21 protein-coding genes are annotated in these 22,258 nt (G+C 64.4%); 9 read left to right on the top strand and 12 right to left on the bottom strand.

The annotated features are described in order from the left end of the window. Position 1: 1 nt before the first annotated feature. The 3 genes from ABXS05_RS23870 to ABXS05_RS23860 all read right to left on the bottom strand — a co-directional run bounded on the left by ABXS05_RS23870 (position 2) and on the right by ABXS05_RS23860 (position 2,643). On the bottom strand, positions 2 to 619 hold the full coding sequence (locus ABXS05_RS23870; protein ID WP_311943889.1) for a class I SAM-dependent methyltransferase: 618 nt from the start codon (positions 617 to 619) through the stop codon (positions 2 to 4). 95 nt (positions 620 to 714) lie between these two features. Further along, positions 715 to 1,851: a tRNA epoxyqueuosine(34) reductase QueG gene (gene queG, locus ABXS05_RS23865; RefSeq protein WP_367625603.1), complete on the bottom strand. Its 1,137-nt coding sequence runs from the start codon at positions 1,849 to 1,851 to the stop codon at positions 715 to 717. A 99-nt stretch (positions 1,852 to 1,950) separates the two neighbouring features. Further along, positions 1,951 to 2,643 carry a glutathione S-transferase family protein gene (locus tag ABXS05_RS23860; protein ID WP_068297410.1) on the bottom strand — a complete coding sequence of 231 codons (693 nt, stop codon included), beginning with the start codon at positions 2,641 to 2,643 and terminating at the stop codon, positions 1,951 to 1,953. A gap of 477 nt (positions 2,644 to 3,120) precedes the next feature. Between ABXS05_RS23860 and ABXS05_RS23855 the strand changes: the two genes are divergently transcribed. Together ABXS05_RS23855 and ABXS05_RS23850 are read left to right on the top strand one after the other, a co-directional pair. Then, entirely contained in the window at positions 3,121 to 4,596 is a 1,476-nt protein-coding gene (locus ABXS05_RS23855; protein ID WP_367625602.1) for an MFS transporter, read from the top strand. 292 nt (positions 4,597 to 4,888) lie between these two features. Continuing rightward, on the top strand, positions 4,889 to 6,334 hold the full coding sequence (locus ABXS05_RS23850) for an amidase (RefSeq protein ID WP_367625601.1): 1,446 nt from the start codon (positions 4,889 to 4,891) through the stop codon (positions 6,332 to 6,334). Between the two features lie 307 nt (positions 6,335 to 6,641). Here the strand turns inward: ABXS05_RS23850 and pheS are convergent, their stop codons facing one another. Beyond that, positions 6,642 to 7,724, bottom strand: coding sequence for a phenylalanine--tRNA ligase subunit alpha (gene pheS / locus ABXS05_RS23845; protein ID WP_311943882.1), 1,083 nt, complete (start codon positions 7,722 to 7,724; stop codon positions 6,642 to 6,644). A gap of 345 nt (positions 7,725 to 8,069) precedes the next feature. Here pheS and ABXS05_RS23840 point away from each other — a divergent pair, with 345 nt between their 5' ends. After that, entirely contained in the window at positions 8,070 to 8,411 is a 342-nt protein-coding gene (locus ABXS05_RS23840) for a metalloregulator ArsR/SmtB family transcription factor (RefSeq protein WP_367625600.1), read from the top strand. A 181-nt stretch (positions 8,412 to 8,592) separates the two neighbouring features. Beyond that, positions 8,593 to 9,420, top strand: a complete 828-nt coding sequence (locus ABXS05_RS23835) for an LOG family protein (RefSeq protein ID WP_376717766.1) — start codon at positions 8,593 to 8,595, stop codon at positions 9,418 to 9,420. Positions 9,421 to 9,426: 6 nt separating this feature from the next. On the opposite strand, the gene ABXS05_RS23830 is transcribed toward ABXS05_RS23835, so the two are convergent. The 6 genes from ABXS05_RS23830 to ABXS05_RS23805 all read right to left on the bottom strand — a co-directional run bounded on the left by ABXS05_RS23830 (position 9,427) and on the right by ABXS05_RS23805 (position 14,035). After that, entirely contained in the window at positions 9,427 to 10,065 is a 639-nt protein-coding gene (locus tag ABXS05_RS23830; RefSeq protein WP_367625599.1) for a hypothetical protein, read from the bottom strand. Between the two features lie 119 nt (positions 10,066 to 10,184). Continuing rightward, a complete protein-coding gene (locus ABXS05_RS23825) occupies positions 10,185 to 11,600 on the bottom strand; it encodes a DUF6880 family protein (RefSeq protein ID WP_367625598.1) in 1,416 nt (471 codons plus the stop codon). A 130-nt stretch (positions 11,601 to 11,730) separates the two neighbouring features. Then, the gene (gene rplT / locus ABXS05_RS23820) at positions 11,731 to 12,084 is read right to left on the bottom strand and encodes a 50S ribosomal protein L20 (protein WP_311943875.1); all 354 of its coding nucleotides are present in this window, start codon (positions 12,082 to 12,084) and stop codon (positions 11,731 to 11,733) included. Positions 12,085 to 12,121: 37 nt separating this feature from the next. Further along, the gene (gene rpmI, locus ABXS05_RS23815) at positions 12,122 to 12,322 is read right to left on the bottom strand and encodes a 50S ribosomal protein L35 (protein ID WP_311943873.1); all 201 of its coding nucleotides are present in this window, start codon (positions 12,320 to 12,322) and stop codon (positions 12,122 to 12,124) included. Positions 12,323 to 12,573: 251 nt separating this feature from the next. Further along, positions 12,574 to 12,987 carry a hypothetical protein gene (locus tag ABXS05_RS23810; protein ID WP_367625597.1) on the bottom strand — a complete coding sequence of 138 codons (414 nt, stop codon included), beginning with the start codon at positions 12,985 to 12,987 and terminating at the stop codon, positions 12,574 to 12,576. Positions 12,988 to 13,093: 106 nt separating this feature from the next. After that, on the bottom strand, positions 13,094 to 14,035 hold the full coding sequence (locus ABXS05_RS23805) for a GlxA family transcriptional regulator (RefSeq protein WP_367625596.1): 942 nt from the start codon (positions 14,033 to 14,035) through the stop codon (positions 13,094 to 13,096). Between the two features lie 117 nt (positions 14,036 to 14,152). Here ABXS05_RS23805 and ABXS05_RS23800 point away from each other — a divergent pair, with 117 nt between their 5' ends. After that, the gene (locus tag ABXS05_RS23800; protein WP_367625631.1) at positions 14,153 to 14,968 is read left to right on the top strand and encodes an SDR family NAD(P)-dependent oxidoreductase; all 816 of its coding nucleotides are present in this window, start codon (positions 14,153 to 14,155) and stop codon (positions 14,966 to 14,968) included. A gap of 68 nt (positions 14,969 to 15,036) precedes the next feature. On the opposite strand, the gene pnp is transcribed toward ABXS05_RS23800, so the two are convergent. Together pnp and rpsO are read right to left on the bottom strand one after the other, a co-directional pair. Beyond that, on the bottom strand, positions 15,037 to 17,184 hold the full coding sequence (pnp, locus tag ABXS05_RS23795) for a polyribonucleotide nucleotidyltransferase (protein ID WP_367625595.1): 2,148 nt from the start codon (positions 17,182 to 17,184) through the stop codon (positions 15,037 to 15,039). Positions 17,185 to 17,439: 255 nt separating this feature from the next. Beyond that, on the bottom strand, positions 17,440 to 17,709 hold the full coding sequence (gene rpsO, locus ABXS05_RS23790) for a 30S ribosomal protein S15 (protein ID WP_311943867.1): 270 nt from the start codon (positions 17,707 to 17,709) through the stop codon (positions 17,440 to 17,442). 426 nt (positions 17,710 to 18,135) lie between these two features. Here rpsO and ABXS05_RS23785 point away from each other — a divergent pair, with 426 nt between their 5' ends. The 4 genes from ABXS05_RS23785 to rimI all read left to right on the top strand — a co-directional run bounded on the left by ABXS05_RS23785 (position 18,136) and on the right by rimI (position 22,027). Further along, entirely contained in the window at positions 18,136 to 19,581 is a 1,446-nt protein-coding gene (locus tag ABXS05_RS23785; RefSeq protein WP_367625594.1) for a sensor histidine kinase, read from the top strand. 258 nt (positions 19,582 to 19,839) lie between these two features. Next, the gene (locus ABXS05_RS23780) at positions 19,840 to 20,493 is read left to right on the top strand and encodes a methyltransferase family protein (protein WP_311943863.1); all 654 of its coding nucleotides are present in this window, start codon (positions 19,840 to 19,842) and stop codon (positions 20,491 to 20,493) included. A 366-nt stretch (positions 20,494 to 20,859) separates the two neighbouring features. Continuing rightward, the gene (tsaB, locus tag ABXS05_RS23775) at positions 20,860 to 21,537 is read left to right on the top strand and encodes a tRNA (adenosine(37)-N6)-threonylcarbamoyltransferase complex dimerization subunit type 1 TsaB (RefSeq protein WP_311943862.1); all 678 of its coding nucleotides are present in this window, start codon (positions 20,860 to 20,862) and stop codon (positions 21,535 to 21,537) included. A 10-nt stretch (positions 21,538 to 21,547) separates the two neighbouring features. Continuing rightward, on the top strand, positions 21,548 to 22,027 hold the full coding sequence (rimI, locus tag ABXS05_RS23770) for a ribosomal protein S18-alanine N-acetyltransferase (RefSeq protein WP_367625593.1): 480 nt from the start codon (positions 21,548 to 21,550) through the stop codon (positions 22,025 to 22,027). The last annotated feature ends 231 nt before the right edge of the window (positions 22,028 to 22,258 follow it).

Genomic DNA, 22,258 nt, shown 5'->3' with positions numbered 1-22,258 from the left:
ATCAGTTCCTCAGGAGTTGGCGATAGGTCCAGACGCGGGCGGGCGGCACGTTGCGCCAGATCCTCGGCGACGCCTGCCAGGTGAAGAAGGCGTTCTTGGTGGGAATCGGCGAGGCCAGCGAATAGGTGAACTGGATGAAAGCGGCGTCGGGCTGCATCAGCGTGAAGGCCTGGGCCAGGAGGTCGAGGCGCTGCCGCTCGGGCTTGGTCAGCAGCGGCAGGCCACAGACCACGGCGGCCGCCTTGTCGGCAAGCCGACCCTCCAGTGTCTTGGCGAGAGCATAGGCATCGCCCTGCACCACCGTTGCCTTGGGAAAACGCTGCGACAGGAGATCGCAAAATTGCGGGCTGTATTCGACCAGGACCAGGCGGTCCTCGGCGACGCCGCGCTCCACCAAGGCCTGGGTGATCGGACCTGTGCCGGGCCCGATTTCCACCACCGGGCCTTCCGAGGCGGGATCGACGCAATTGGCCATCGCCTTGGACAGGAAGGGGCTGGAGGGGGTGATCGACCCCATCTGCAGGGGCTTTTCGGTCCAGCTGCGGAAAAACTGGGCGGCCTCACCGAAACGTCTGGATGGCTTGCAATTGTCCCGTCGCGCGCCGCCCTTGTGGACCATCGGCCTGCTCCTTGCTTGCCCCGTTCGCATCGCTATTGGCGAACGCCGCCGCCGTCAAGCGGTCCCTGCGTCCGTTCTTAATATCACCGTCAATATTAGGCGCCTTGATGCATCGGCGCCGCATGACCCGCCGCCCACCATTCGGCCTTCACATCGGCATCGGTTTCGTCGTCCCGTCGCCAGGCCTGGGCTGCCAGGCGGGCCGGGGCGAGTCTGGCGAGCGCCCAGACCGCCATGGCGCGCACCAGGGCCGCTTCATCGCCGAGGAGCCCCTCGACCACCTCGATCAGGCCCGGATCGCCGGAATTGCCGATGGCGATGAGCACGTTGCGGATGAAGCGGTCCCGCCCGATGCGCTTCACCGGGTTCTTGGCGAACAGCGCCCGAAAGGCCGGATCGTCCAGGCGCGCCAGGTCCGCCAGGCGCGGGGCTCGCAAGTCCTCGCGCGCCTTGAGCTTGTGTTCGCGGGCCGTCACCGCGAACTTGTTCCACGGGCAGGCCGCCAGGCAATCGTCGCAGCCATAGATCCGGTTGCCGATCGCCTCCCTGAACTCGGCCGGGATGGGGCCCTTGTTCTCGATGGTGAGATAGGAGATGCAGCGCCGGGCATCGAGCCGGTAGGGCGCAGGAAAGGCGGCGGTCGGACAGGCATCGAGGCAGGCCCGGCAGGAACCGCAACGGTCCCGCTCCGGCGCATCGGCCTCGATCTCGGTGGCGCTGAAGATCGAGCCCAGAAACAACCAGGAACCGAAATCCCGGCTGACCAGATTGGTGTGCTTGCCCTGCCAGCCCAGGCCCGCCGCCGCTGCCAGGGGCTTTTCCATCACCGGTGCGGTATCGATGAAGACCTTGAGCGGCGCGCCCGTCACCTCGCCCCACCAGCGCCCCAGGCTTTTCAGCCGCTTCTTGATGACGTCGTGATAGTCGTCGCCCTGGGCATAGACCGAGATCAGGCCGCCGGACCGATCGGCAAGCCCTGCCATCGGATCCCGGTCGGGGCCGTAATTGACGCCGAGCATGATGATGCTGCGCACCTCCGGCCAGAGCGTGGCTGGGGTGCCGCGCTGGTCGGCGCGCTCCTGCATCCAGCCCATCTCGCCATGGAAGCCCTCCTCCAGGAAGCGGCGCAGGCGCGCAGGCGCTTCAGGGATGGCGTCGGGCGTGGTCACGCGGACGACATCGAAGCCTTCCGCTTCGGCGCGCTGGAGGAGTTGTGTCTTGAGAGGCGTCACGGCGAACCTGCCCGGGACCGCCGGCTTCCAGCCGGCTCCTGGAAACGTCGCACTCGCCGCAGAAGCAGAGGCCGGCAAGGATGCCGGCGGTCCCGGAAACTAGAAATCGAGATCCGCATAGGTTGCCGAAGGCGGCGTGCCCCGCAGCGTCTCGGCCAGGAGCGGGCGGAAAGAGGGACGCGACTTGAGGCGCGCATACCATTCCTTGGCGGCCTGGTCCTCGTCCCAGGGCACGTCGCCGAGATAGTCGACGATCGACAGATGCGCCGCGGCCACGAAATCGGCGTAGGAGAGCCTGTCTCCCGCCAGCCAGTTCCGCCGCCGCACCAGATATCCGACATAGCGCAGATGATAGCGCACATTCGATTTGGCCGCACGGATCGCGGCCGTATCCGGCGAGGAACCGCCCTCGCCGATCGGCAGGAAACGCTTCAGGATCTTCTCCGTGATCAGATATTCACTGACCTCGGCATAGAATTTGATGCTGAACCATTCGATCAGGCGGCGGGTCTCCACGCGCGCCCTGGCGTCGCGCGGCAGCAGGCGCTGCTCGCCGAGGGCATCGCCATAGGCTTCGTCGAGATATTCGCAGATCGGCGAGGCGCCGGGCACGATCAGGCCGGTGGCGTCGATCATCACGGGAAGCACGCCGGCCGGATTCATGTGCAGGAAGGCCTCGCGCCGCTCCCAGGGCTTTTCCTCGACCAGATCGGTCGCCACGTCCATTTCGCTGAGCACGAGGCGGATGAAGCGCGATTGCGGGTCGACAGGATGATGAAAAAGCTTGGCCATTGAACCGTGAATCTGGAAACCGCGGATGGAGGCCCGGATGGGGCGAAGCGGATAACCGGTATACCCCCCCGTACAACCGCCCGGCAACCGCCTTGCGCGAATAGAACACAGGCTCTGCGGTTGGCGGCGGAAAATGGGCGGCGGAGGTTAACGAAAAATTGACGCCGCGAGGGCCCGGCACTTCGTGACCCTCGGCCTGACGCGAGACCGCCTTTCAAACCAACTTCCATCGGGCGCATTCGTCATTGCACCATATGGCGAAATAAATTGGAGACCAGGAATACGGCGACGATGGAAGGCGGCAGATCTCGCAATCTGCGAGCGGCCCATTCCGCAGTCATCAACCTATCCGTCTGTTATGTCATTGCTCAGAGGTATCATTGGAAGCATTGACACGAGGCCATTCAGGGTCGAATTGTTACAAAAAATTAACAAACAATAGTGTGGGACGAACATCACGCTGCAAGGAGCATGATCATGCCGGTAGACATGACCGACGGCAAAGCCATCCGCAGCCTCATTCCGGCTCGCATGGACCGACTGCCCTGGGCTCGTTTCCACTGGATGGTCGTGGTGGGCCTGGGCATCAGCTGGATCCTCGACGGCATCGAGATCCAGCTCGTTTCAGCCTCCGGTTTCCAGAAGAGCCTGGGCATGACCAGCGCCGAAGTCGGCTTCGCCGGCACGATCTACCTGATCGGCCAGGTGGTCGGCGCCTTGTTTTTCGGGCGGCTGACCGACCGCTGGGGCCGCAAGAAACTGTTCATCATCACCCTGGCGATCTATCTGGTCGGCTCCGGCGTGGCGGGCTTGGCCTGGACGCCCTGGTTCCTCTATCTCTGGCGCTTCGTGGCGGGTCTCGGCATCGGCGGAGAATATACCGCGATCAATTCGGCCATCGACGAGCTCATCCCGGCCAAATATCGCGGCCGGGTCGACATCGCCGTCAACGGCACCTATTGGGCCGGCGCCATGCTGGGCGCCGTCGGCAGCTTCTTTCTGCTCGACCACACCTTGTTTGCCGAGAATGTCGGCTGGCGCATCGCCTTCTTCATCGGGCCAGTGCTCGGTCTCGTCATCATCTTCCTGCGCCGGCACATCCCCGAAAGCCCGCGCTGGATGGTCACCCATGGCCAGGACAAGGAAGCCGAGACCATCGTCGAGGGCATCGAGGCCAGCGTGCGCGCCCAGGGCGTGACGCTGCCGCCGGTCGACGAGAGCAAGGCGATGTATATCAAGCCCGAGGAATCGGTGCCTTTCGCCAAGCTGATCGACGTGTTCTTCCGCGAATATCCCTCGCGCACCTTCCTCGGCATCACCATGATGGTGACGCAGTCCTTCCTCTACAACGCGATTTTCTTCACCTACGCCTTGGTGCTGAAGAATTTCTATCATCTCAACGAGTCGCAGACGGCGCTCTATTTCTTCCCCTTCGCCATCGGCAATCTGATCGGGCCTCTGCTGCTCGGGCCGCTGTTCGACACCGTCGGCCGGCGCAAGATGATCTTCGGCACCTATGTGCTGGCGGGGGCGGTGCTACTGGTCTCGGCCTATCTGTTCAAGCAGGGCAGCCTGACGGCGAACACCCATACGCTGTTCTGGTGCGTCTCCTTCTTCTTTGCCTCGGCGGGGGCTTCCTCGGCCTATCTCACCGTCAGCGAGATCTTCCCCCTGGAAGTGCGCGGCCAGGCGATCTCCTATTTCTTCGCCGTCGCCCAGATCGTCGGTTCGATGGGGCCGCTGATCTTCGGCTATCTGGTCGGCGAGGGCACCGAGCGCGATCCGCTGTTCTGGGGTTATGTCGTCGGCTCGGGAGTGATGATCTTCGGCGGCGTGGTGGCCCTGTTCTATGGCGTCGATGCCGAAGGCAAGGGCCTGGAAGACATCGCAGCACCGCTGACCAAGGTCGCCGTCACCGTCGAAGGCGCCCTAGGGCCACAGGCGCTGCGCTAGCATCACGGTTGGTTTGCACGACGGAGTGCAGGATATGCGGAGTGTCAGCCTCCGGCCGACATCTTACCGAGCCGCAAGGGCTTGGCTTTCAAGATGTCAGCCGGAGGCTGACACTCCCAATCCGGGAAATGCGGCTGTAGTACTGCGGCGTTTCGCGATTTGACGCAGGCCCCGGAACCGCAAAGGCGCAGCGGGCAAGGCAAGAGATCGTGGAAGGAGGGGCATCCAATTCCACTTCATTTCCTTCCAGACTGGCGGCCATCGCAGGCCGATCGAAGAAATGGGTGAGGAAATGGCTGCCGTCACGGAGGATCTCGTCAAGCTCTATGCTCAGTCCGATGCCTTGGCGCTCGGAGAGCTGGTGCGGGCCAAGCAGGTCAAGGCTTCGGAACTGGTCGAGACGGCGATCGAACTCGTCGGCCGTCTCGATCCCAAGCTGAACAGCGTTGTCATCCCGACCTTCGACGTCGCGCGGCAGGTCGCGGAGGCACCGGGCTCCGGCCCGTTCGCGGGCGTGCCGTTCCTGCTCAAGAATCTCGGCACGCAATGGCAGGGCACGCCGCTGACTTCGGGGCTCGCTTATCTCCAGAACTATGTCTGCCCTGCCGATTCCGAAATCGGCGGCCGCATGCGCGCCTCCGGCCTGGCACCGATCGGGCGCAGCAACACGCCCGAATATGGCTGGTGCATTTCGACCGAGCCGCGCCTCTACGGCCCGACCGTCAATCCCTGGAATCCGGCCGTTACCGCCGGTGGCTCGAGCGGCGGCTCGGCGGCGGCCGTCGCCGCCCGCATCGTGCCGATCGCCGATGCCTCCGATGGCGGCGGTTCGATCCGCGTACCGGCCTCCTGTTGCGGCGTGGTCGGCCTGAAGCCTTCGCGCGGCCGGGTCAGCTACGGGCCCTTCGATGCGGATCTGTGGTTCGGCTGCATCTACTTCCTGTGCAACAGCCGCAGCGTGCGCGACACCGCCGCCTTTCTCGACGTCGTCGCCGGCAACCTGCCGGGCGATCCCTATACGGCGCCGCGCCCTGACGAGAGCTGGCTATCGCTGCTCGCCAAGCGTCCCAAGGGGTTGAAGATCGGCTATACGCTCACCGCCCCCTTCGGCGAGCCCTATGCCCCCGAGGTGAAGGCGGCCGTCGAGGACGCCGTCAGGCTGCTGGAGAGCCTCGGCCACGGCACGGAGGAATATCGCTTCGAGGTCGATCTCGAGGAGGCCTGGTGGCGCTACAACGACATTATCGCGGTGGAGACCTCGACCGAATTCACCCAGCACGCCCAATTCGCCGGGCGCCCGCCGGAAGAGGCCGATCTCCAGCCCTTCAACTGGTCGATGCTGCAATATGCCAAGACCCTGTCGGCGACTCAGTATTCGGCCAGCATCGGCGCCGTGCGCAAGGCGGCCCAGCGCATCGCCAGGGAACTGGCCCCCTTCGACGTCTTCATCACGCCCACTTTGACCCAGCCGCCGCGCCCCGTCGGCTACTGGTCGATGGAGGACGGCAATCGCGAGCGCTATCTGGCACGCTGGTCGGACGCCGCCTTCATGTTCGCCTTCAACATCTCCGGCCTGCCGGCGATGTCGGTGCCGCTGGGCATGGCCGAGGGCAACAAGCCCGTCGGCATCCAGTTCGTCGGCCGCCATGGCGACGAGGCGACGATCCTGCAGCTCGCCGCGCAGGCGGAGGAAGCCGCCCCCTGGATCGGGCGCAAGCCGCAGGTGTGTGCGATCTGACAATTGCGGTCTGACAATCGTGATCTGAAGCGTCGCGCTGCCCCTCACCCTTACCCTCTCCCCGTAAGAACGGGGCGAGGGGGGCATCGGCGCGGAGCTCGAAGTCCGAGCCGGTCCGTCTCGCCCAGCCGTTGGGCGAGACTCAGAATCGTGAAGATAAGCCGCAACGCTTGCGGACCCCTCTCCCCGTTCTTACGGGGAGAGGGTACGGGTGAGGGGCAGCACTAGGGCTGGCCACATCATGAAAAAGCCCTCCCCGGCACCACCAGGGAAGGCTTTTCACGTCTGGTTGAGACGCCCAGCGATCTCAGGCCGTCAGGCCGCCGGCCAGGCTCGGCAGGTCGAAGGGGCGGAAGCCGAAATGGGAGAGCCAGCGCACATCGGCGTCGAAGAAGGGGCGCAGATCCGGCATGCCATATTTCAGCATGGCGATGCGGTCGATGCCCATGCCCCAGGCAAAGCCCTGATATTCGTCGGGATCGAGGCCGCAATTGCGCAGCACGTTGGGATGCACCATGCCGCAGCCCAGGATCTCCAGCCAGTCCTCGCCCTCGCCGAAGCGGATCTCGCCACCCTTGCGCGAGCACTGGATGTCGACTTCCATCGACGGCTCGGTGAAGGGAAAGAAGGAGGGGCGGAAGCGCATCTTCACCGACGGCACCTCGAAGAAGGCGCGGCAGAATTCCTCCAGCACCCACTTCATGTGGCCGACATGGCTCACCTTGTCGATGACCAGCCCCTCGACCTGATGGAACATCGGGGTATGGGTCTGGTCGCTGTCATGGCGATAGGTGCGCCCGGGCACGACGATGCGGATCGGCGGCTTCTGGCTCAGCATGGTGCGGATCTGCACCGGGCTGGTATGGGTACGCAGCACCTTGCGCTCGCCCTTTTCGTCGGGCGCCAGGAAGAAGGTGTCGTGCATCTCGCGGGCCGGATGGCCGGGCGGGAAGTTGAGCAAAGTGAAATTGTATTCGTCCGTTTCGATATCCGGACCTTCGGCGATGGCGAAACCCATATCGGCGAAGATGGCGGTGATCTCGTCGATCACCTGGCTGATCGGATGGATGCGGCCGAGTTCCGTGCCGGTCTCGCGCACCGGCAGCGTGACGTCGAGGGCCTCGGCTACCAGGCGCGCCTCCAGCGCCGCCGCCTTCAGCACGGTCCTGCGCTCGGCCAGCGCCGCTGTGACGCGATCCTTCACCACATTGATGGCGGCACCGGCTTCCCGGCGCTCTTCCGGCGCCATCTTGCCAAGGGTGGCCAGGCGCTCGGAGATCGAGCCCTTCTTGCCGAGCGCCGAGACACGCACCGCCTCCAGGGCCGCCTCGTCGGCGGCAGCGGCAATCTCGGACAACAGGGTCGTTTCCAGGCTGGTCAGGTCGTTCATCGTCACTTCCTCAAATCGAGGTGCCTTCTAGCCTATTTCGGGCGGAAAAGGGAACCGCATTCGACAGGTTGGGCAAAACCGATTTGACGCGCCAAATAACGGTTTTGCGTTCGCATCACCGGGAAAAGTGGGAATAAAAGCAGGCCGATAGCCCATGCAAAATGGCGCCCTTCGAGTCCGGCAACCGGCTGCGATGCGCTTCCCATGCGCATTTTCACCCCCTCTCTTCGCCGATATGAGTCATTCACTTATTCGTTAATTAGCTAATTAATCAATATTGCAAATATTTAAAAATACGTGTTATCAAAGGCTTGAGGTCAAAGTGATGGAAACGGCGAACGAACAATGACAATCGACAAGGTCTTCGAAGCGCTTTCCTCGCCTCCGCGGCGGCAAATTTTGGCCGACCTGTCGAGGGCGGACATGACCGCCGGACAGGTGGTCGAAACGCTCGCCGACTCCATGTCGGCGCCCTCAGTGTCCAAGCATCTTTCCATCCTGGAGAATGCCGGGCTGGTCCGACGCGAGCGGCGCGGCCAGAATGTGCACTACGGCCTCAAGCGCGACGCGCTCGCCAACACGCTTCTGGAATTCCTGTCCGCCTTCGAACCGGCCGCCAAGCCCGACGGTGCCGACTCCGCGCTCGAACGCATCCGCCGCAACATGCTGTCAGGGCGCGGGCTCTAGGGCCTGTCGCCGGGTGCACGGGCATCTTGCCCGTTCTTCTTCGCCGGCAAACCCCGTGTCTCCAAGAACGGGCAAGATGCCCGTGCACCCGAGAACTTCCCCTGCAACCCCTGGGGTCTTGCAGTGTCGGGCACAACGGCTCAATAGAGTCGGACTGTCATATGTTTGATGCAAGGTTTCCATGCCGTCTCCCGACAATTCCGCGCCCACCAACATGCTGTCCACCGTCGAGGCCCTGGCCCCCGAGACGCGCGCGAAGGTCGATGAACTGCAGCGGACCGAAGCGCCCGCCTACCGCCTGGCCGCGCTCGATCCCGACTTCATGCTGGGTGACTCCACCCGCGGCGTGCGCTTCCAGCTCGAATATGCCAAGGCGCAGGAGGGGATGAAGGCGGCCCATATCCGCTCCACCATCGTGGTGTTCGGATCGGCCCGCGTCAGCGAGAACGCCCCGGGCAATCGCGGCCGCTGGTACAAGGAAGCCCGCGATTTCGGCTACATCGCCTCGCGTCGCGGCGGCGCCCTCAACGAGGATGGCGGTGGGCGCTTCAACGTGATCGCCACCGGCGGCGGCCCGGGCATCATGGAGGCGGCCAATCGTGGCGCCGCCGAAGCCGGCGCGCCCACCATCGGCTTCAACATCACCCTGCCGCATGAGCAATATCCCAATCCCTACACCACGCCGTCCCTTACCTTCCGCTTCCACTACTTCGCCATGCGCAAGATGCACCTCGCCATGCATTCGGCAGCGCTGGTGGTGTTTCCGGGCGGTTTCGGCACGCTCGACGAATTGTTCGAGATCATCACCCTACGCCAGACCGGCAAGATGTCCTTCTGCCCGATCGTGCTGATGGACAAGGCCTATTGGACCAGAATCATCAATTTCGAGGCCCTGGCCGAGGAAGGTTTCATCAAGGCCGAGGACCTGACCCTGTTCGACTTCGCCGAGACGGCGGAGGAGTGCTGGTCGATCCTGGAGCGCAAGGGTTTGACGGCACCATCGGAATAGCGGCTCTCAAGGCGTCTGCGCCTTGTCGCACCAGTTCAGCTCCTTCGGCTTGAACGCCGGCCTTTGGCCTTCGATGTTGCCCATCTCGGCCACATAGGCCTTGGTGACGTCATCGGCGCGCTCGAACAGGAAGACTTTCTGCTGGTCGCAGCCGCGTCCCGGCACCCAGCCGGCCTCGTCGAGGCGACGGCTTTTCCCCGTGTCGTCGACGAGCCGGCCGATCACCTTGTCGAGCGAGCCATCGGGCTTGAAGAAAACCCAGCCTTCACGCTTCAGGCGGGCATCCCGATTCGGCCCCTCCGCACTGTTGACCGTCGTCATGACGGTATGCGTGAGCGCAGGCCGGCCATCGACCTGGAAACAATAGATCGCGGAAACGGCGTGGATGCCGTCGATCAGCGTCTCCGTCCGCAACACCGCCGGCTGCCCGGCAATGGCCATTTCCTGGCTCCAATAGGCGAAGTTGTCGCCATAGCCGTTGAAGAAGTCGCGCCGCCAGCCGATCCAGTCATCGGGCTGGCTCGCCATCCTGTCCTGGCAAGCCTGCCAGGCCCGCACGAACGGCTCGGGAAGCGCCTCCTCCGCCTGCACCTGGCTGGCGGCGATGGCGACGAGCAATCCGATCATGAGTGACTTGCCGGCCATGCAGCCCTCCCGGACGGTTCCGCAACCGAACCTATCTATCGGCGCGTGGATAGGGCCGCCATTCTCCAGGGAACAGGAAACCCACCGCCTTCATCATCGCAAGATCGGGCTCGTATCGGCTATTTGGCGACATGCGCCCAGAAACTCGCCTTGCGGCCATGCTGCTGGCGTAGATAAGCCTGCCAATCGGCATGGCTGAGCCGGCCGAGCTTCGCCAGCGCTGCGGGATCGAGCCGTGTCGCCAGATCGTCCAGCCTGGCGAGATAGGCGGCACCATGGCCATAGGCGGCCGATTTGCCTTTCGTCAGGATCTCTTCCACCAGGGCGCGGTAGAGCAGGGTCGCGGCCAAAGGCTGCTCTTCCTGCAGCCGATCCGCCACCGATTGCAGCACCTGGTAGTGCCTACCATCCCAGACCAGCCCGAAATCGAGCACCAGCCGGGCGGCGTAATCCAGTCGCGGCCACTCGCTCAGGAAATAGAGCGCGCGGTAGCGCGTCTTCGCGGCCAGGGCATGGGAGAACGCCCTGTCGAGAACCTCGAACTCGGCGAAATCGTCGAGCCTGGTCAGATAAGCGCGCAGAATATCGGGATTGAGCGTCACCTCGAAAGTCGCCCAGCGCAGATCCTGGGCCTCCTGCCCGCGGCCGAGCGCCTCCAGGATGCGAGCCTTGAGGGCGCTCCTGGCCGGCAGACGGAAATCCCGTTTTGTCACGCCGTCCGCCAGATCCAGGGCATCGGCATAAGCCAGCCGTGACGGCTCCTCGATATCGAGCCAGGCCAGCGCTTCCTCGGCCCGCCCGGCATCGAGCAGCCTTTCCGCAACGGCAAGCCCGTCGCGGAGCTGGCCGGGCTTCTGGCTTTCCAGGGCGACCCAGCCATCGAGATCGCCCCGCTGCAGAGCGATGGTCTGGCGCAACTCCCGATAGGAATGCGCCGCATAGGCCGATTTCAGCGCCACGACCTTGTCCGCCAGCAGGCGATCCCATCGATCGAGATCATGCGCCGAGGCCCGCTCCAGGAGAGAGGCGATTATGCCGGGCGCGACATCGCCGGCCCAGTCAACGAAGGTCATCACCCTGTCGGGCAGGCCGGCCCGATCGGCCGGTTCGAGCCGAACCGCCAGCGGTCCGAGCGCTGCAGCCGCCGCGCCATAGAGGTCTTCCAGGCGGCCGGAGGACAAGGTTCGCGCGAAAACACCGCCGGCAGTGGCAAGGAAACGCAGCAGGAGATCGATGGCGAGCGGAGCCGAGGCGGGGCCGATCTCGTCGGTGATGCTGGCCAGCGTCGCCGCCAGATCCTTCTCGAATTCCTTGATCCTGGGCCAGTCGATGAAGGAGCGCGCTTTCTCCAGGGCCGCAAGGCGCCGTTCCACCAGCTTGGCGACGGCCTCGGGCCCCTGCGTGCCGGCCAACGCCGCGATCACCCGCTTGCGGAAGGCGGGATTGGCCTGCGCCTCCTCGACAATCAGCTCCGCCAGCTTGGCCGGTCCGAGTTCGGCAAGGGTCGCTGCCGTGAATTTCGACTTCGCTGCCATGCCGGCACCTCCGAATCGCTGCCGGGGCTTGCCTCAGTGTGCAGGCTTCGGCGTGGTTCGAAAGCCCAAAAGAAAAACCCGCCGCGTTGCCGCGGCGGGTTTTTCAGGAAACATGTTCGATCAAGGGCGCTCAGGCGGCAGCCTTGACCTTCTCGACCAGGGCCTTGAAGGCTTCCGGCTCGCGGATGGCGAGGTCGGAAAGCACCTTGCGGTCGATCTCGATACCAGCCTTGGCCAGGCCGGCAATGAACTTCGAATAGGTCAGGCCGAGCTCGCGGACAGCGGCATTGACGCGCTGGATCCACAGAGCGCGCATGTTGCGCTTCTTGAGCTTGCGGCCGATATAGGCGTATTGCATCGAACGATCGACCGCCTGCTTGGCGATACGGATCGTGTTCTTGCGGCGGCCGTAAAAGCCCTTCGCCGCGTCGAGTGTCTTCTTGTGCTTCGCATGGGCGGTAACGCCCCGTTTCACGCGTGCCATCTGCTGATCTCCTTAAGGTTTCGCGTTGCCGTGGCGATCAGCCGTTCGGCAGGAAATACTTCTTCACGTTTTCGCCGTCCGTCTTAAAGAGGACGCGCGTGCCGCGAAGCTTGCGGATCTGCTTGTTGGTACGCTTGATCATGCCGTGGCGCTTGCCCTGCTGAGCGTGCACCACTTTGCCCGATCCCGTGATCTTGAAGCGCTTTTTGGCGCCCGACTTGGTCTTCATCTTGGGCATTTTGCTCGTCTCCGAATAAAAAAGGCGCCGAAACCTTGTGGGTTCCGCCACCGGTAAGCCGTGTGCTTTTGGAAAAGCGCCCGAGCCAACAACATCGCCACGGCAGCCCTTATCAGCCGGTCGATGCGGGGAAGCCGGGTCTATAGCGACATGCAGGGAGAAAAGCAACAGGCGGGGTGGCGCAAACGCCCGATTTCAGCGCATTTGGCGGGCATCGAGCGGCTTTCAGCAAAAAACGCCATAGGTCGATCCTATCCGCATTTGCGATAGGTATGCACCAGCGGCGTTTTCTCGCCGTCGACGGTGGCGTGGGAAACCGTCGCCAGCTCCTTGCCGATCTTCACCAGGATGACCGTGTAGTCGAAGGTCTCCCCCTCGCTGTCTTCCGAAACCTGCAGGCGCCAGGTCGGCGGATCCTTGGCGATCTGCGTGACGGCACCGGCTCGCGCGATGCTGCCCTCCTCCGTCCATTCCCTACCCTCGACCGCGATCCGGATCGGGTCCTCGCCGCGCAAATCCTTCTTGCTGGTGCAACTCTCGACGTCGCGGGTCCACACGCCCTGCGCCTCGGCGGGATAGGGCATACCGGCCTTGTCCTGCGCGGCCAGGGCTGGCGAGGAAACGCAGGAAAAAGCGAGGAATAGAAGACGCAGACAGCGCGACATGAATTCTCTCCGGATGATCGGCCGGCGCTTTCGCCGCCCCAGGCTCGTCTCTAACACGGCCATGCCCGCTGCCAGGATACGTCCGAAACAGTCGAGCGCCGCACCGTCACGCCGCAGCGCCCTTGGCCAGCCGCCGGATCGCCTGCGGCGGCTGGCCGAAGGCGCGCAGGAAGGCGCGCCGCATACGCTCGCGATCGGCGAATCCGGTTTCCTGAGCCACGATGTCGATGGGATGCAGGGTCTGCTCCATCATCAGCCGCGCCGCCTCGACGCGCAGAGTCTCCACGGCCTTGGCCGGCGACTGGCCGGTCTCGGCGCGAAAGGCGCGGCTGAACTGGCGCGGGCTGAGATGGGCGACCTCGGCAAGCTGCTCTACCGTCAGCGGCGTGTGCAGATTGCGCCTGGCATAGGTAAGCGCCGTCTGGATCCGGTCCGACTTGGCGTCGAGGTCGAGCAGGTTGGAATGTTGCGACTGGCCGCCACCACGCCGGTGATAGAGCACGAGCTGGCGGGCCACGATGCGGGCGAGCTCGGCGCCGTGGTCCTCCTCCACCATGCCGAGGGCGAGATCGACTCCCGCGCTCATGCCCGCCGAGGTCCAGATCTGGCCGTCGGCGATGAAGATGCGGTCTTCATCCACCTTGAGCCGCGGGAAGCGGGCCTGCAGATCGCGTGCCCAAAGCCAATGGGTGGTCACGCGCCGGCCATCGAGCAGCCCCGCCTCGGCGAGCACGAAGGCGCCGGTGCAGATTGAAGCGACACGTCGCGACCGCGCCGGCGACCGCCGCACATAATCGACGACCTCAGGCGTCGGCGGATCGACATCGGGCGTGCCGCAGACCACCAGCGTATCGAAGTCAGGCTCGCCGAAGCAAAGACTGTCGAGCTTGGGGCCGATCGAACTTCGCACGGGGCCGCCGCTCTCCGAGACGATGACGATGTCGTAGAGCGCCTTGTCCGCCGCATAATTGGCGAATTCGAAGGCCGAAAGCGCGGCAAAGCTCATCATCTGGAAATTGGGTGAAATCAGAAAGCCGACGCGTTGCATGAACGCCTCCGTTCTTGTCCTGAAAGGTGGCATATATGACATTTGAGACAAAAGCCAGCGGATCTAATCTCCAGCCATTGCAACCCATGGAGATTTCCCATGTCCTCCGCCTCCAAAGTGTCCGCCACCTCCAAAGGCACCGTGCTGATCACGGGCGCCTCCTCCGGCATCGGCGCCGTCTATGCCGACCGTCTCGCCCATCGCGGCTATGACCTGATCCTGGTCGCCCGCAGCGAGGACAAGCTCAAGGCCCTCGCCGATCGCCTCGGCAGGACGACCGGCCGCGAGGTCCGCATCCTCGCCGCCGATCTCAACGCCAAGGAGGGCCTTGCCGCCGTCGAGGCCGTGCTGAAGAGCGACAAGAGCATCACCGGGCTCGTCAACAATGCCGGCTTCGGCAGCGCGGCGCCCTTGCTCCAGGCCTCGGTCGAGAAGATGGAGGAGATGATCGGCCTCAACGTCACCGCGCTTACCCGGCTGACCTATGCCGCAGTCCCCGGCCTGGTCGAGCGCGGCGGCGGCACCATCGTCAACATCGCCTCCATCGTGGCGATCGCACCGGAGCTGCTGAACGGGGTCTATGGCGGCAGCAAGGCCTATGTGCTCGCCTTCAGCCAGAGCCTGCACCACGAACTTGCCGACAAGAACATCCGCGTCCAGGCCGTCCTGCCCGGTGCCACCGCCACCGATTTCTGGAATGTCCTCGGCGTGCCCGTCGAGCAATTGCCGGAAAGCGTCGGCGTGATGTCGGCCGAGAACATGGTGGATGCCGCCCTCACCGGCCTCAACCAGGGCGAACTCGCCACCATCCCGGCCCTGCCCGACATCGCCGACTGGACGAGCTACGAGGCAGCCCGCAAGGCGTTGTCGCCGAACCTCTCGCATCCCAAGCCGGCCGCACGTTATCGGGTCGGACAGGCCAACGCAGCCTGAACGGGGCGACAACAAAAAGGGCGGCCCGCCGGGCCGCCCTTTCCAATTCACTGGCTTGAAAGCCCGCCTTACTCGGCAGCGGCTTCGCCTTCGGCCTTGGCCTTCTTTTCCAGGTCTTCGCCGGTGGCCTGGTCGACGGCCTTCATCGACAGGCGGACCTTGCCGCGCTCGTCGAAGCCGAGCAGCTTGACCTTGACCTTGTCGCCTTCCTTGACCACGTCGGTGACCTTGTTCACGCGGTTCGCAGCCAGCTGCGAGATGTGAACCAGGCCGTCCTTGGCGCCGAAGAAGTTGACGAAGGCGCCGAAATCGGTGGTCTTGACCACGGTGCCGTCATAGATGGCATTGAGCTCGGGCTCGGAAGCAATCGACTTGATCCAGTTGATCGCGGCCTTGATCGCGGTGCCCGAAGCCGAGGCGACCTTGATGGTGCCGTCGTCCTGGATGTCGACCTTGGCGCCGGTCTTCTCGACGATCTCGCGGATGACCTTGCCGCCCGAGCCGATCACTTCGCGGATCTTGTCGACCGGGATGGTGATCACTTCGATGCGCGGGGCATGCTCGCCGAGCTCGGCGCGGGCGCCGGACAGGGCCTTGGCCATCTCGCCGAGGATGTGGAGGCGGCCACCCTTGGCCTGCTCCAGCGCGACCTTCATGATCTCTTCGGTGATGCCGGCGATCTTGATGTCCATCTGCAGCGAGGTGATGCCGCCTTCGGTGCCGGCCACCTTGAAGTCCATGTCACCGAGATGGTCCTCGTCACCCAGGATGTCGGAGAGCACGGCAAAGCGCTCGCCTTCCAGGATCAGGCCCATGGCGATGCCGGCAACCGGGGCGCGCAGCGGCACGCCGGCGTCCATCAGGGCCAGCGAGGTGCCGCAAACCGTGGCCATCGAGGACGAGCCGTTGGACTCGGTGATCTCGGAGACGACGCGGATGGTGTAGGGGAACTCGTGCTGCGGGGGCAGCATCGGATGGACGGCGCGCCAAGCCAGCTTGCCATGGCCGATCTCGCGGCGGCCGGGCGAACCCATGCGGCCGGTCTCGCCGACCGAATAGGGCGGGAAGTTGTAATGCAGCATGAAGCGCTGCTTGTAGGTGCCTTCCAGGCTGTCGACGAACTGCTCGTCATCGCCGGTTCCCAGCGTGGCGACGGCCAGGGCCTGGGTCTCGCCGCGGGTGAACAGGGCCGAACCATGGGTACGCGGCAGGATGCCGGCTTCGGCGACGATGGCGCGCACCGTCTTCACGTCGCGGCCGTCGATGCGGGTACCGGTGTCGAGGATGTTCCAGCGCACGACCTTGGCCTGCAGCTCCTTGAACACCTCGGCGATTTCCTGCTTGGTATAGGCAGGATTCTCGACGCCTTCCGGCAGGAAGTGGGCGACGACCTTGGCCTTGGCGGCGTCGACGGCGGCATAGCGCTGCTGCTTGGCGGTGATCGCATAGGCGGCGCGCAGATCGGCCTCGACCACGCCGAGCATGGCCTTCTCCAGCTCGGAACGATCGGCAGGCTGGAAGTCGCGCGGCTCCTTGGCGGCCTTTTCGGCCAGGCGGATGATCGCCTCGATCACCGGCTGGAAGCCCTTGTGGCCGAGCATCACGGCCTCGAGCATGGTCTGCTCGGAGAGTTCCTTGGCTTCCGACTCGACCATCAGCACGGCGTCGGCGGTGCCGGCGACCACGAGTTCGAGCGAGGATTCCTTCATCTCGTCGATGGTCGGGTTGAGCTTGAGGGCGCCGTCGATGAAACCGACGCTGGCAGCGCCGACCGGGCCCATGAAGGGCACGCCGGACAGCGTGAGGGCCGCCGAGGCGGCGACCATCGAGACGACGTCGGTGTCGTTGATCAGGTCATGCGACAGGACAGTGACGATGACCTGGGTGTCGTTGCGATAGCCGTCGACGAAGAGCGGGCGGATCGGGCGGTCGATCAGGCGGGAGATCAGGGTCTCGCGCTCGGAGGGGCGGCCTTCACGCTTGAAATAGCCGCCGGGGATGCGGCCGGCCGCGAAGGCCTTTTCCTGGTAGTTGACGGTCAGCGGGAAGAAATCGACGCCGGCCTTCGGCTCCTTGGCCGAGACGACAGTGGCCAGTACCGTGGTGTCGCCATAGGTGGCAAGCACGGCGCCGTCGGCCTGACGGGCGATCTTGCCGGTTTCGAGGGTCAGCTTGCGGCCGGCCCATTCCAGCTCTTCGCGATAAATTGTGAACATTAAGGATCAATCCTACTCTTGTGGATCGACCGGATGAGGCAGGGCGTCAACCAATGGCGCCTGAAACAAAAGCAGCCATCGCAAGATGGCGGGAAGCATCCTGGCGTTCAACGTCCGAGGGTTGCTTCCTGCGATCCTGCCATGGCCTGCTGCCTATCCGGTCTCGTGGGCTTTCGCGCCGGCCCCATGCCGCCGCGTCCCGGTCTTGAAATGGAACAGCCCGAAAGGCATGGAGCCTTCCGGGCTTGATCAGTCTTAGCGGCGGATGCCGAGACGCTCGATGATCGACTTGTAGCGGGCTTCGTCGCGCGACTTGAGATAGTCGAGCAGCGAGCGGCGCAGAGCCACCATCTTGAGAAGGCCACGACGGGAGTGGTTGTCCTTCACATGCGACTTGAAATGGCCGGTCAGATTGACGATGCGCTCGGTGAGAATCGCGATCTGGACTTCCGAAGAACCGGTGTCACCGGCCTTGGCGCCATATTCCTTGATGAGCGCGGTCTTACGCTCTTGGCTGATCGACATCGGGTCGTCCTTTCATGAAGCATCGCGGCGCGGAGCGCGCGATTGCTGATACCGTCTTGCGACGAAAGGGCCGTCTGGCCAGGATCGCCGTCCACCAAGGCCCGGCCGGGATGTCGTCCAGCGGGGTCGGCGGGGGCGGGCAAAAACCAGCGCATCAGCGCCGGGATGCGGCCCTATAGTCGAAGCGCGGCCAAAAAGCCAGAAAAAAGCAAGCGCGGGTGGAACGCCGTTCGCTTGAGGAGACACCGCTCCGATTTGTCATTGCCGGGCTTGACCCGGCTATCCAGTCCCCCGACGCAATCGAGCAAGAGGCTGGATTGCCGGGTCAAGCCCGGCAATGACAAAGGTTGTGCCAACTCGAAGACACGCAAGTGTACCGCATCAAGCCCACTGGCGAGCCTCCCTAAATTCCTTTAAGGCAAAGACGTGCCCCGTTCCACCACCACCAGCCCCCCGCCCGGCAACAGGCCCGGCCGCTTCGGACTGTCGGCCCGCCTGCTCGTGCTCACCATCCTGTTCGGCCTGCTGGCCGAGGTGCTGGTCTACCTGCCGGTGGTGGCGAACTATCGGCGCAACTGGCTTTCCAACCGCATCGCTTCCGCCATCACCGCCGCGCTGGTGCTGGAAGCGGCGCCCGACGGCATGGTTTCCGATGATCTCGCCCGGCAGATCCTTGCCTCGGTGGGTGCCAAGATGGTGGCGTTGAAGACCGACGACAGCAAGCGATTGCTCGCTTCCTCCGACATGCCTCCCACCGTGGCCATCGCCACCGATCTGCGCAGCCTCACGGCGATGGAGGCGATCGGCGACGCGCTCGACACGCTGCTGGCGCCCAGGGGTCGCTTCATCCGCGTCGTCGGCGATGCGCCCATGCACGGGCAATATGTCGAGATCGTCGTCGACGAGACGCCGCTCCAGCAGGGCATGTACGACTTCGCCCGGCGCTGGCTGGTGATCACGCTCGCCATTTCCACCATCACCGCCGGCCTGATCTATCTCACCCTCAGCTTGTTCATCGTGCGCCCGATGCGCCGGCTCACCGGCGCCATGATGCGTTTTGCCGCCGACCCCGAGGATGAGGCAGGCGTGATCCGTGCTTCCGGCCGCAGCGACGAAATCGGCGTGGCGGAACGCGAATTCGCCGCCATGCAGCGCCAGCTCCACGGCATGTTGCAGCAAAAGAGCCGCCTGGCGGCGCTCGGCCTCGCCGTTTCCAAGATCAATCACGACCTGCGCAACATGCTGGCGGCCGCGCAGCTCTTTTCCGACCGCCTGACCGAGACCGACGATCCCATCGTGCAGCGGCTGGCGCCGAAACTGATCCAGACCATCGGCCGGGCTATCGCCTTCTGCCAGTCGACGCTGTCCTATGGGCTCGCCTCCGAACCACTGCCCACGCGACGGCGGATCGCCCTCGCCCCCATCGTCGCCGATACACGCCAGTTGCTCGGCCTCGGCGAGGCGAACGATCGGCTGATCTGGGTGGAGACGCTCGAGCCCGACCTGCAGATCGATGCCGACGCCGATCAGCTCTCACGCGTCCTGCTCAATCTGTGCCGCAATGCCGTGCAGGCCCTGGACGGCCATGTCGCACCCGACGCCTCGCCGAACCGGATCGAGATCGGCGGGCGGCGGAACGGTGCCGTCGTGACCATCGACGTGGCAGACAATGGTCCGGGTGTCTCGGTGAAGGCCGGCCAGAAGCTGTTCGAGGCCTTTTCGGGCTCCACACGCCCCGGTGGCTCCGGCCTCGGCCTCGCGATCGCCGCCGAGCTCGTGCGCGCCCATGGCGGCACGCTCTCTCTGCTCGAGCAGACGGCGGACCGAGGCGGCGCGACGTTCCGGATCACCATTCCCGACCGCCCGGCTTGAAGCAGCGGCAGCGCGCCGGCAGGGACGATCGCGACGCGGCGCGCTAGAGCAAAGTGCGATTTGGCGGAATCGCCAGGAATCGCAAAGACGTTTCAGCCAATCCGAAAGGATTGGCTTGGAAGCAAAGAGTTGGAGCAAAACGGCGTTTCGTCCAGACGCGCTTTGCTCTAGAGTCGTGACGGTCCCGTGTCGGGACGATGGCATTGGCGTGACGCTGGGGAGCTGGTCGCGCGACCGGAACCCCAATCGAGCAGATTCATGAACAATATCAAGGACAGCGGCAATGTCGGCACTCCCGTCGACATCAATGCCGTGCAGACCATACGCCGGATCGTGCTCGGCCTCCTGGGCGTACTCGGCTTCGTGGTGCTGCTGTTCACCGACTCCCTCTGGCAGGACGAGGCCGGCCACGGTTTCCACGAGACCATCGAAAGCATCGGGCTGGTGCTGATCGTGGTGGCCATCGTCGGACGCACCTGGTGCTCCCTCTATATCGGCGGACGCAAGAAGCAGCTGATCGTCGAGGACGGTCCCTATTCGATCTGCCGCAATCCGCTCTACCTCTTCTCCTTCATCGGTGCCGCCGGCGCAGGGGCCCAGTTCGGCACCGTCACCACCGCGGCATTGGTCTTCACCATCACGGTGGTGATCTTCACCATCGTGACGCACAAGGAGGAACAGTTCCTCCACGACAAGTTCGGCGCGGTCTATGACGCCTATTGCGCCCGCGTCCCCCGCTTCGTGCCGAATTTCGCGCTCTGGCGCTCGGTGCCGACGCTGGAGATCCAGACCTCGCTGGTGACGCGCACCTTCCTCGACGCCTGCCTGTTCCTGGCCGCCTTTCCGGTAGCCGAACTGGTCGAACTGCTGCAGAACCAGGGCTATCTGCCGATCTACCTGCTGGTGCCTTAGGGCAAAACGCGTTCAAGTATAAACGCTTATTTTCTCTAACTCTTTGTTCAGACGCGTCTTTGCGATTCGAAGTGATTCCATCAAATCGCAAAACGCTTTAGGGCGCGTCGCATTTGGAGAATGAAATACCTGGGAGAGGGCACTGCCGGGAGAGAGCCCCCTGTGATGCCTGCATTCCCAGGAAAGCGTTGCACAGGCACCAACTCCTGCGATATCGCTGGAATTTGGCGGCTGCCGGACGGTCCGGCCCTCCCCTGGAGCAAAGCGCGTTTAAACGGAAGCGCTCTTTTGCTCTCGCTCCTCGTTCGAACGCGTCGTTGCGATTGCCGGTATCCACCAAATCGTAAAGCGCCATAGGTGTTTTCCATGCGTATCCTGGCCATCGACACAGCCCTCGAAGCCTGCTCGGCCAGCGTGTTCGATTCCGACGACGGCGCCATCGTCTCGCAGACATTGCCGATGGCGCGCGGCCAGGCCGAGGCGCTGATTCCACTGGTGCGCGATGTCGTCGAGCGTTCGGGCGGGTTTGCCCTGATCGACCGGGTCGCCACCACGGTCGGGCCGGGTTCCTTCACCGGGCTGCGCGTCGCCATCTCGGCGGCGCGGGCCTTCGCCTTGTCGCTGCGCGTGCCCTGTGTCGGCATCTCCACCCTGGCGGCGATCGCCGCGCCCCATATCGACGAGAATGACGGCCAGCATGTCGCCGTCGCCATCGATGCGCGCCATGGCCATGTCTATTTCGAACTCTTCTCCAATCGCGGCCGCAGCATCGTCGAGGCCGGCTGCATCCCCTTGCGCGAGGCGGCCCGCGTGCTCGGCCCCGCGACGGTGAAGATGGCCGGGCCGGCTGCCCCGCTGCTGTTCGAGGAAGCCAAGGCCGCCGGTACGGCCGGCCAGATCGTCGATGCCAGCCCGGCGCCGGATATAGACTGGGTGGCCAGGCTCGGCCTGCTCGCCGACCCCGCGGACTCGCCGCCCAGGCCAACCTACCTCAAGCCGGCCGACGCGACGCCGCAGCAGAACGGCCAGATCGCGCGGCTATGAGGAGACGGCGATGAGCTGGTTCGGCCGCAAACAGCCTCCCGTCGTCACCGATGCCAGGGCCGGCGATGCAGCAGGTCTTGCCGCCATCCATGCCTCGGGTTTCGAACGCGGCTGGGATGCGCATGAGTTCGAGCGCATGCTGGCCGATCGCCTGACGATCGCCCATCTCTCCCGCCCGGGCGGCAAGGGAGCGCCGACGGGCTTTGCCCTGTCGCGCCTGGTGGTGGACGAGGCCGAGATCCTCACCGTCGCCGTCGCGCCATCCTCGCGACGCGCGGGACTGGCGACCCTGTTGCTGCAGCATCATCTCGGCCGGCTGGCAGCGGCAGGGGCGCACAAGGTGTTCCTGGAGGTCGCCGAAGACAATGTCGCGGCACTCCGCCTTTATCAGCGCCATGGCTTCAACGAGATCGCAAGGCGGCAAGCCTATTATGCCCGGGCCAAGGGACCGCCGGCGACGGCGATCATCATGGAGTTGGCATTGAGATGACCCCGCACGCGCGGCTAATCGCACCTTTTCTCTAACTCCTTGTTTTGGTGCGCCTTCTTCATCGAAAGGTCTATCAACTTTTCTGAAAAACGCTCTAGGACAACGGTCGGGCGAGATGGTAGACCGGCGAAGAAGCGCAACGGTCAGGTCTCCCTCGCCCTGCGAAGCGGGGAGAGGGTAAGGGTGAGGGACTGCGCAAAGCGTCCAGACTATCCGGTCGCGCCGCCCCTC

The organism is Labrys neptuniae (assembly GCF_040797145.1).
Lineage (GTDB): Bacteria > Pseudomonadota > Alphaproteobacteria > Rhizobiales > Labraceae > Labrys > Labrys neptuniae.
The sequence above is the reverse complement of the archived record's forward strand: the minus strand, read 5'-3'. Positions and strand labels throughout refer to the sequence as shown.

Bases quoted from the DNA above. Each gene is read 5' to 3' on its own strand.
- ABXS05_RS23825 (WP_367625598.1), bottom strand. From the start codon at position 11,600: ATGGCAGCGAAGTCGAAATTCACGGCAGCGACCCTTGCCGAACTCGGA.
- ABXS05_RS23830 (WP_367625599.1), bottom strand. From the start codon at position 10,065: ATGGCCGGCAAGTCACTCATGATCGGATTGCTCGTCGCCATCGCCGCC.
- ABXS05_RS23810 (WP_367625597.1), bottom strand. From the start codon at position 12,987: ATGTCGCGCTGTCTGCGTCTTCTATTCCTCGCTTTTTCCTGCGTTTCC.
- pheS (WP_311943882.1), bottom strand. From the start codon at position 7,724: ATGAACGACCTGACCAGCCTGGAAACGACCCTGTTGTCCGAGATTGCC.
- ABXS05_RS23870 (WP_311943889.1), bottom strand. From the start codon at position 619: ATGGTCCACAAGGGCGGCGCGCGACGGGACAATTGCAAGCCATCCAGA.
- ABXS05_RS23805 (WP_367625596.1), bottom strand. From the start codon at position 14,035: ATGCAACGCGTCGGCTTTCTGATTTCACCCAATTTCCAGATGATGAGC.
- rpmI (WP_311943873.1), bottom strand. From the start codon at position 12,322: ATGCCCAAGATGAAGACCAAGTCGGGCGCCAAAAAGCGCTTCAAGATC.
- ABXS05_RS23835 (WP_376717766.1), top strand. From the start codon at position 8,593: ATGCCGTCTCCCGACAATTCCGCGCCCACCAACATGCTGTCCACCGTC.
- ABXS05_RS23850 (WP_367625601.1), top strand. From the start codon at position 4,889: ATGGCTGCCGTCACGGAGGATCTCGTCAAGCTCTATGCTCAGTCCGAT.
- rpsO (WP_311943867.1), bottom strand. From the start codon at position 17,709: ATGTCGATCAGCCAAGAGCGTAAGACCGCGCTCATCAAGGAATATGGC.
- rplT (WP_311943875.1), bottom strand. From the start codon at position 12,084: ATGGCACGCGTGAAACGGGGCGTTACCGCCCATGCGAAGCACAAGAAG.
- ABXS05_RS23840 (WP_367625600.1), top strand. From the start codon at position 8,070: ATGACAATCGACAAGGTCTTCGAAGCGCTTTCCTCGCCTCCGCGGCGG.
- ABXS05_RS23780 (WP_311943863.1), top strand. From the start codon at position 19,840: ATGAACAATATCAAGGACAGCGGCAATGTCGGCACTCCCGTCGACATC.
- pnp (WP_367625595.1), bottom strand. From the start codon at position 17,184: ATGTTCACAATTTATCGCGAAGAGCTGGAATGGGCCGGCCGCAAGCTG.
- rimI (WP_367625593.1), top strand. From the start codon at position 21,548: ATGAGCTGGTTCGGCCGCAAACAGCCTCCCGTCGTCACCGATGCCAGG.
- ABXS05_RS23860 (WP_068297410.1), bottom strand. From the start codon at position 2,643: ATGGCCAAGCTTTTTCATCATCCTGTCGACCCGCAATCGCGCTTCATC.
- ABXS05_RS23855 (WP_367625602.1), top strand. From the start codon at position 3,121: ATGCCGGTAGACATGACCGACGGCAAAGCCATCCGCAGCCTCATTCCG.
- tsaB (WP_311943862.1), top strand. From the start codon at position 20,860: ATGCGTATCCTGGCCATCGACACAGCCCTCGAAGCCTGCTCGGCCAGC.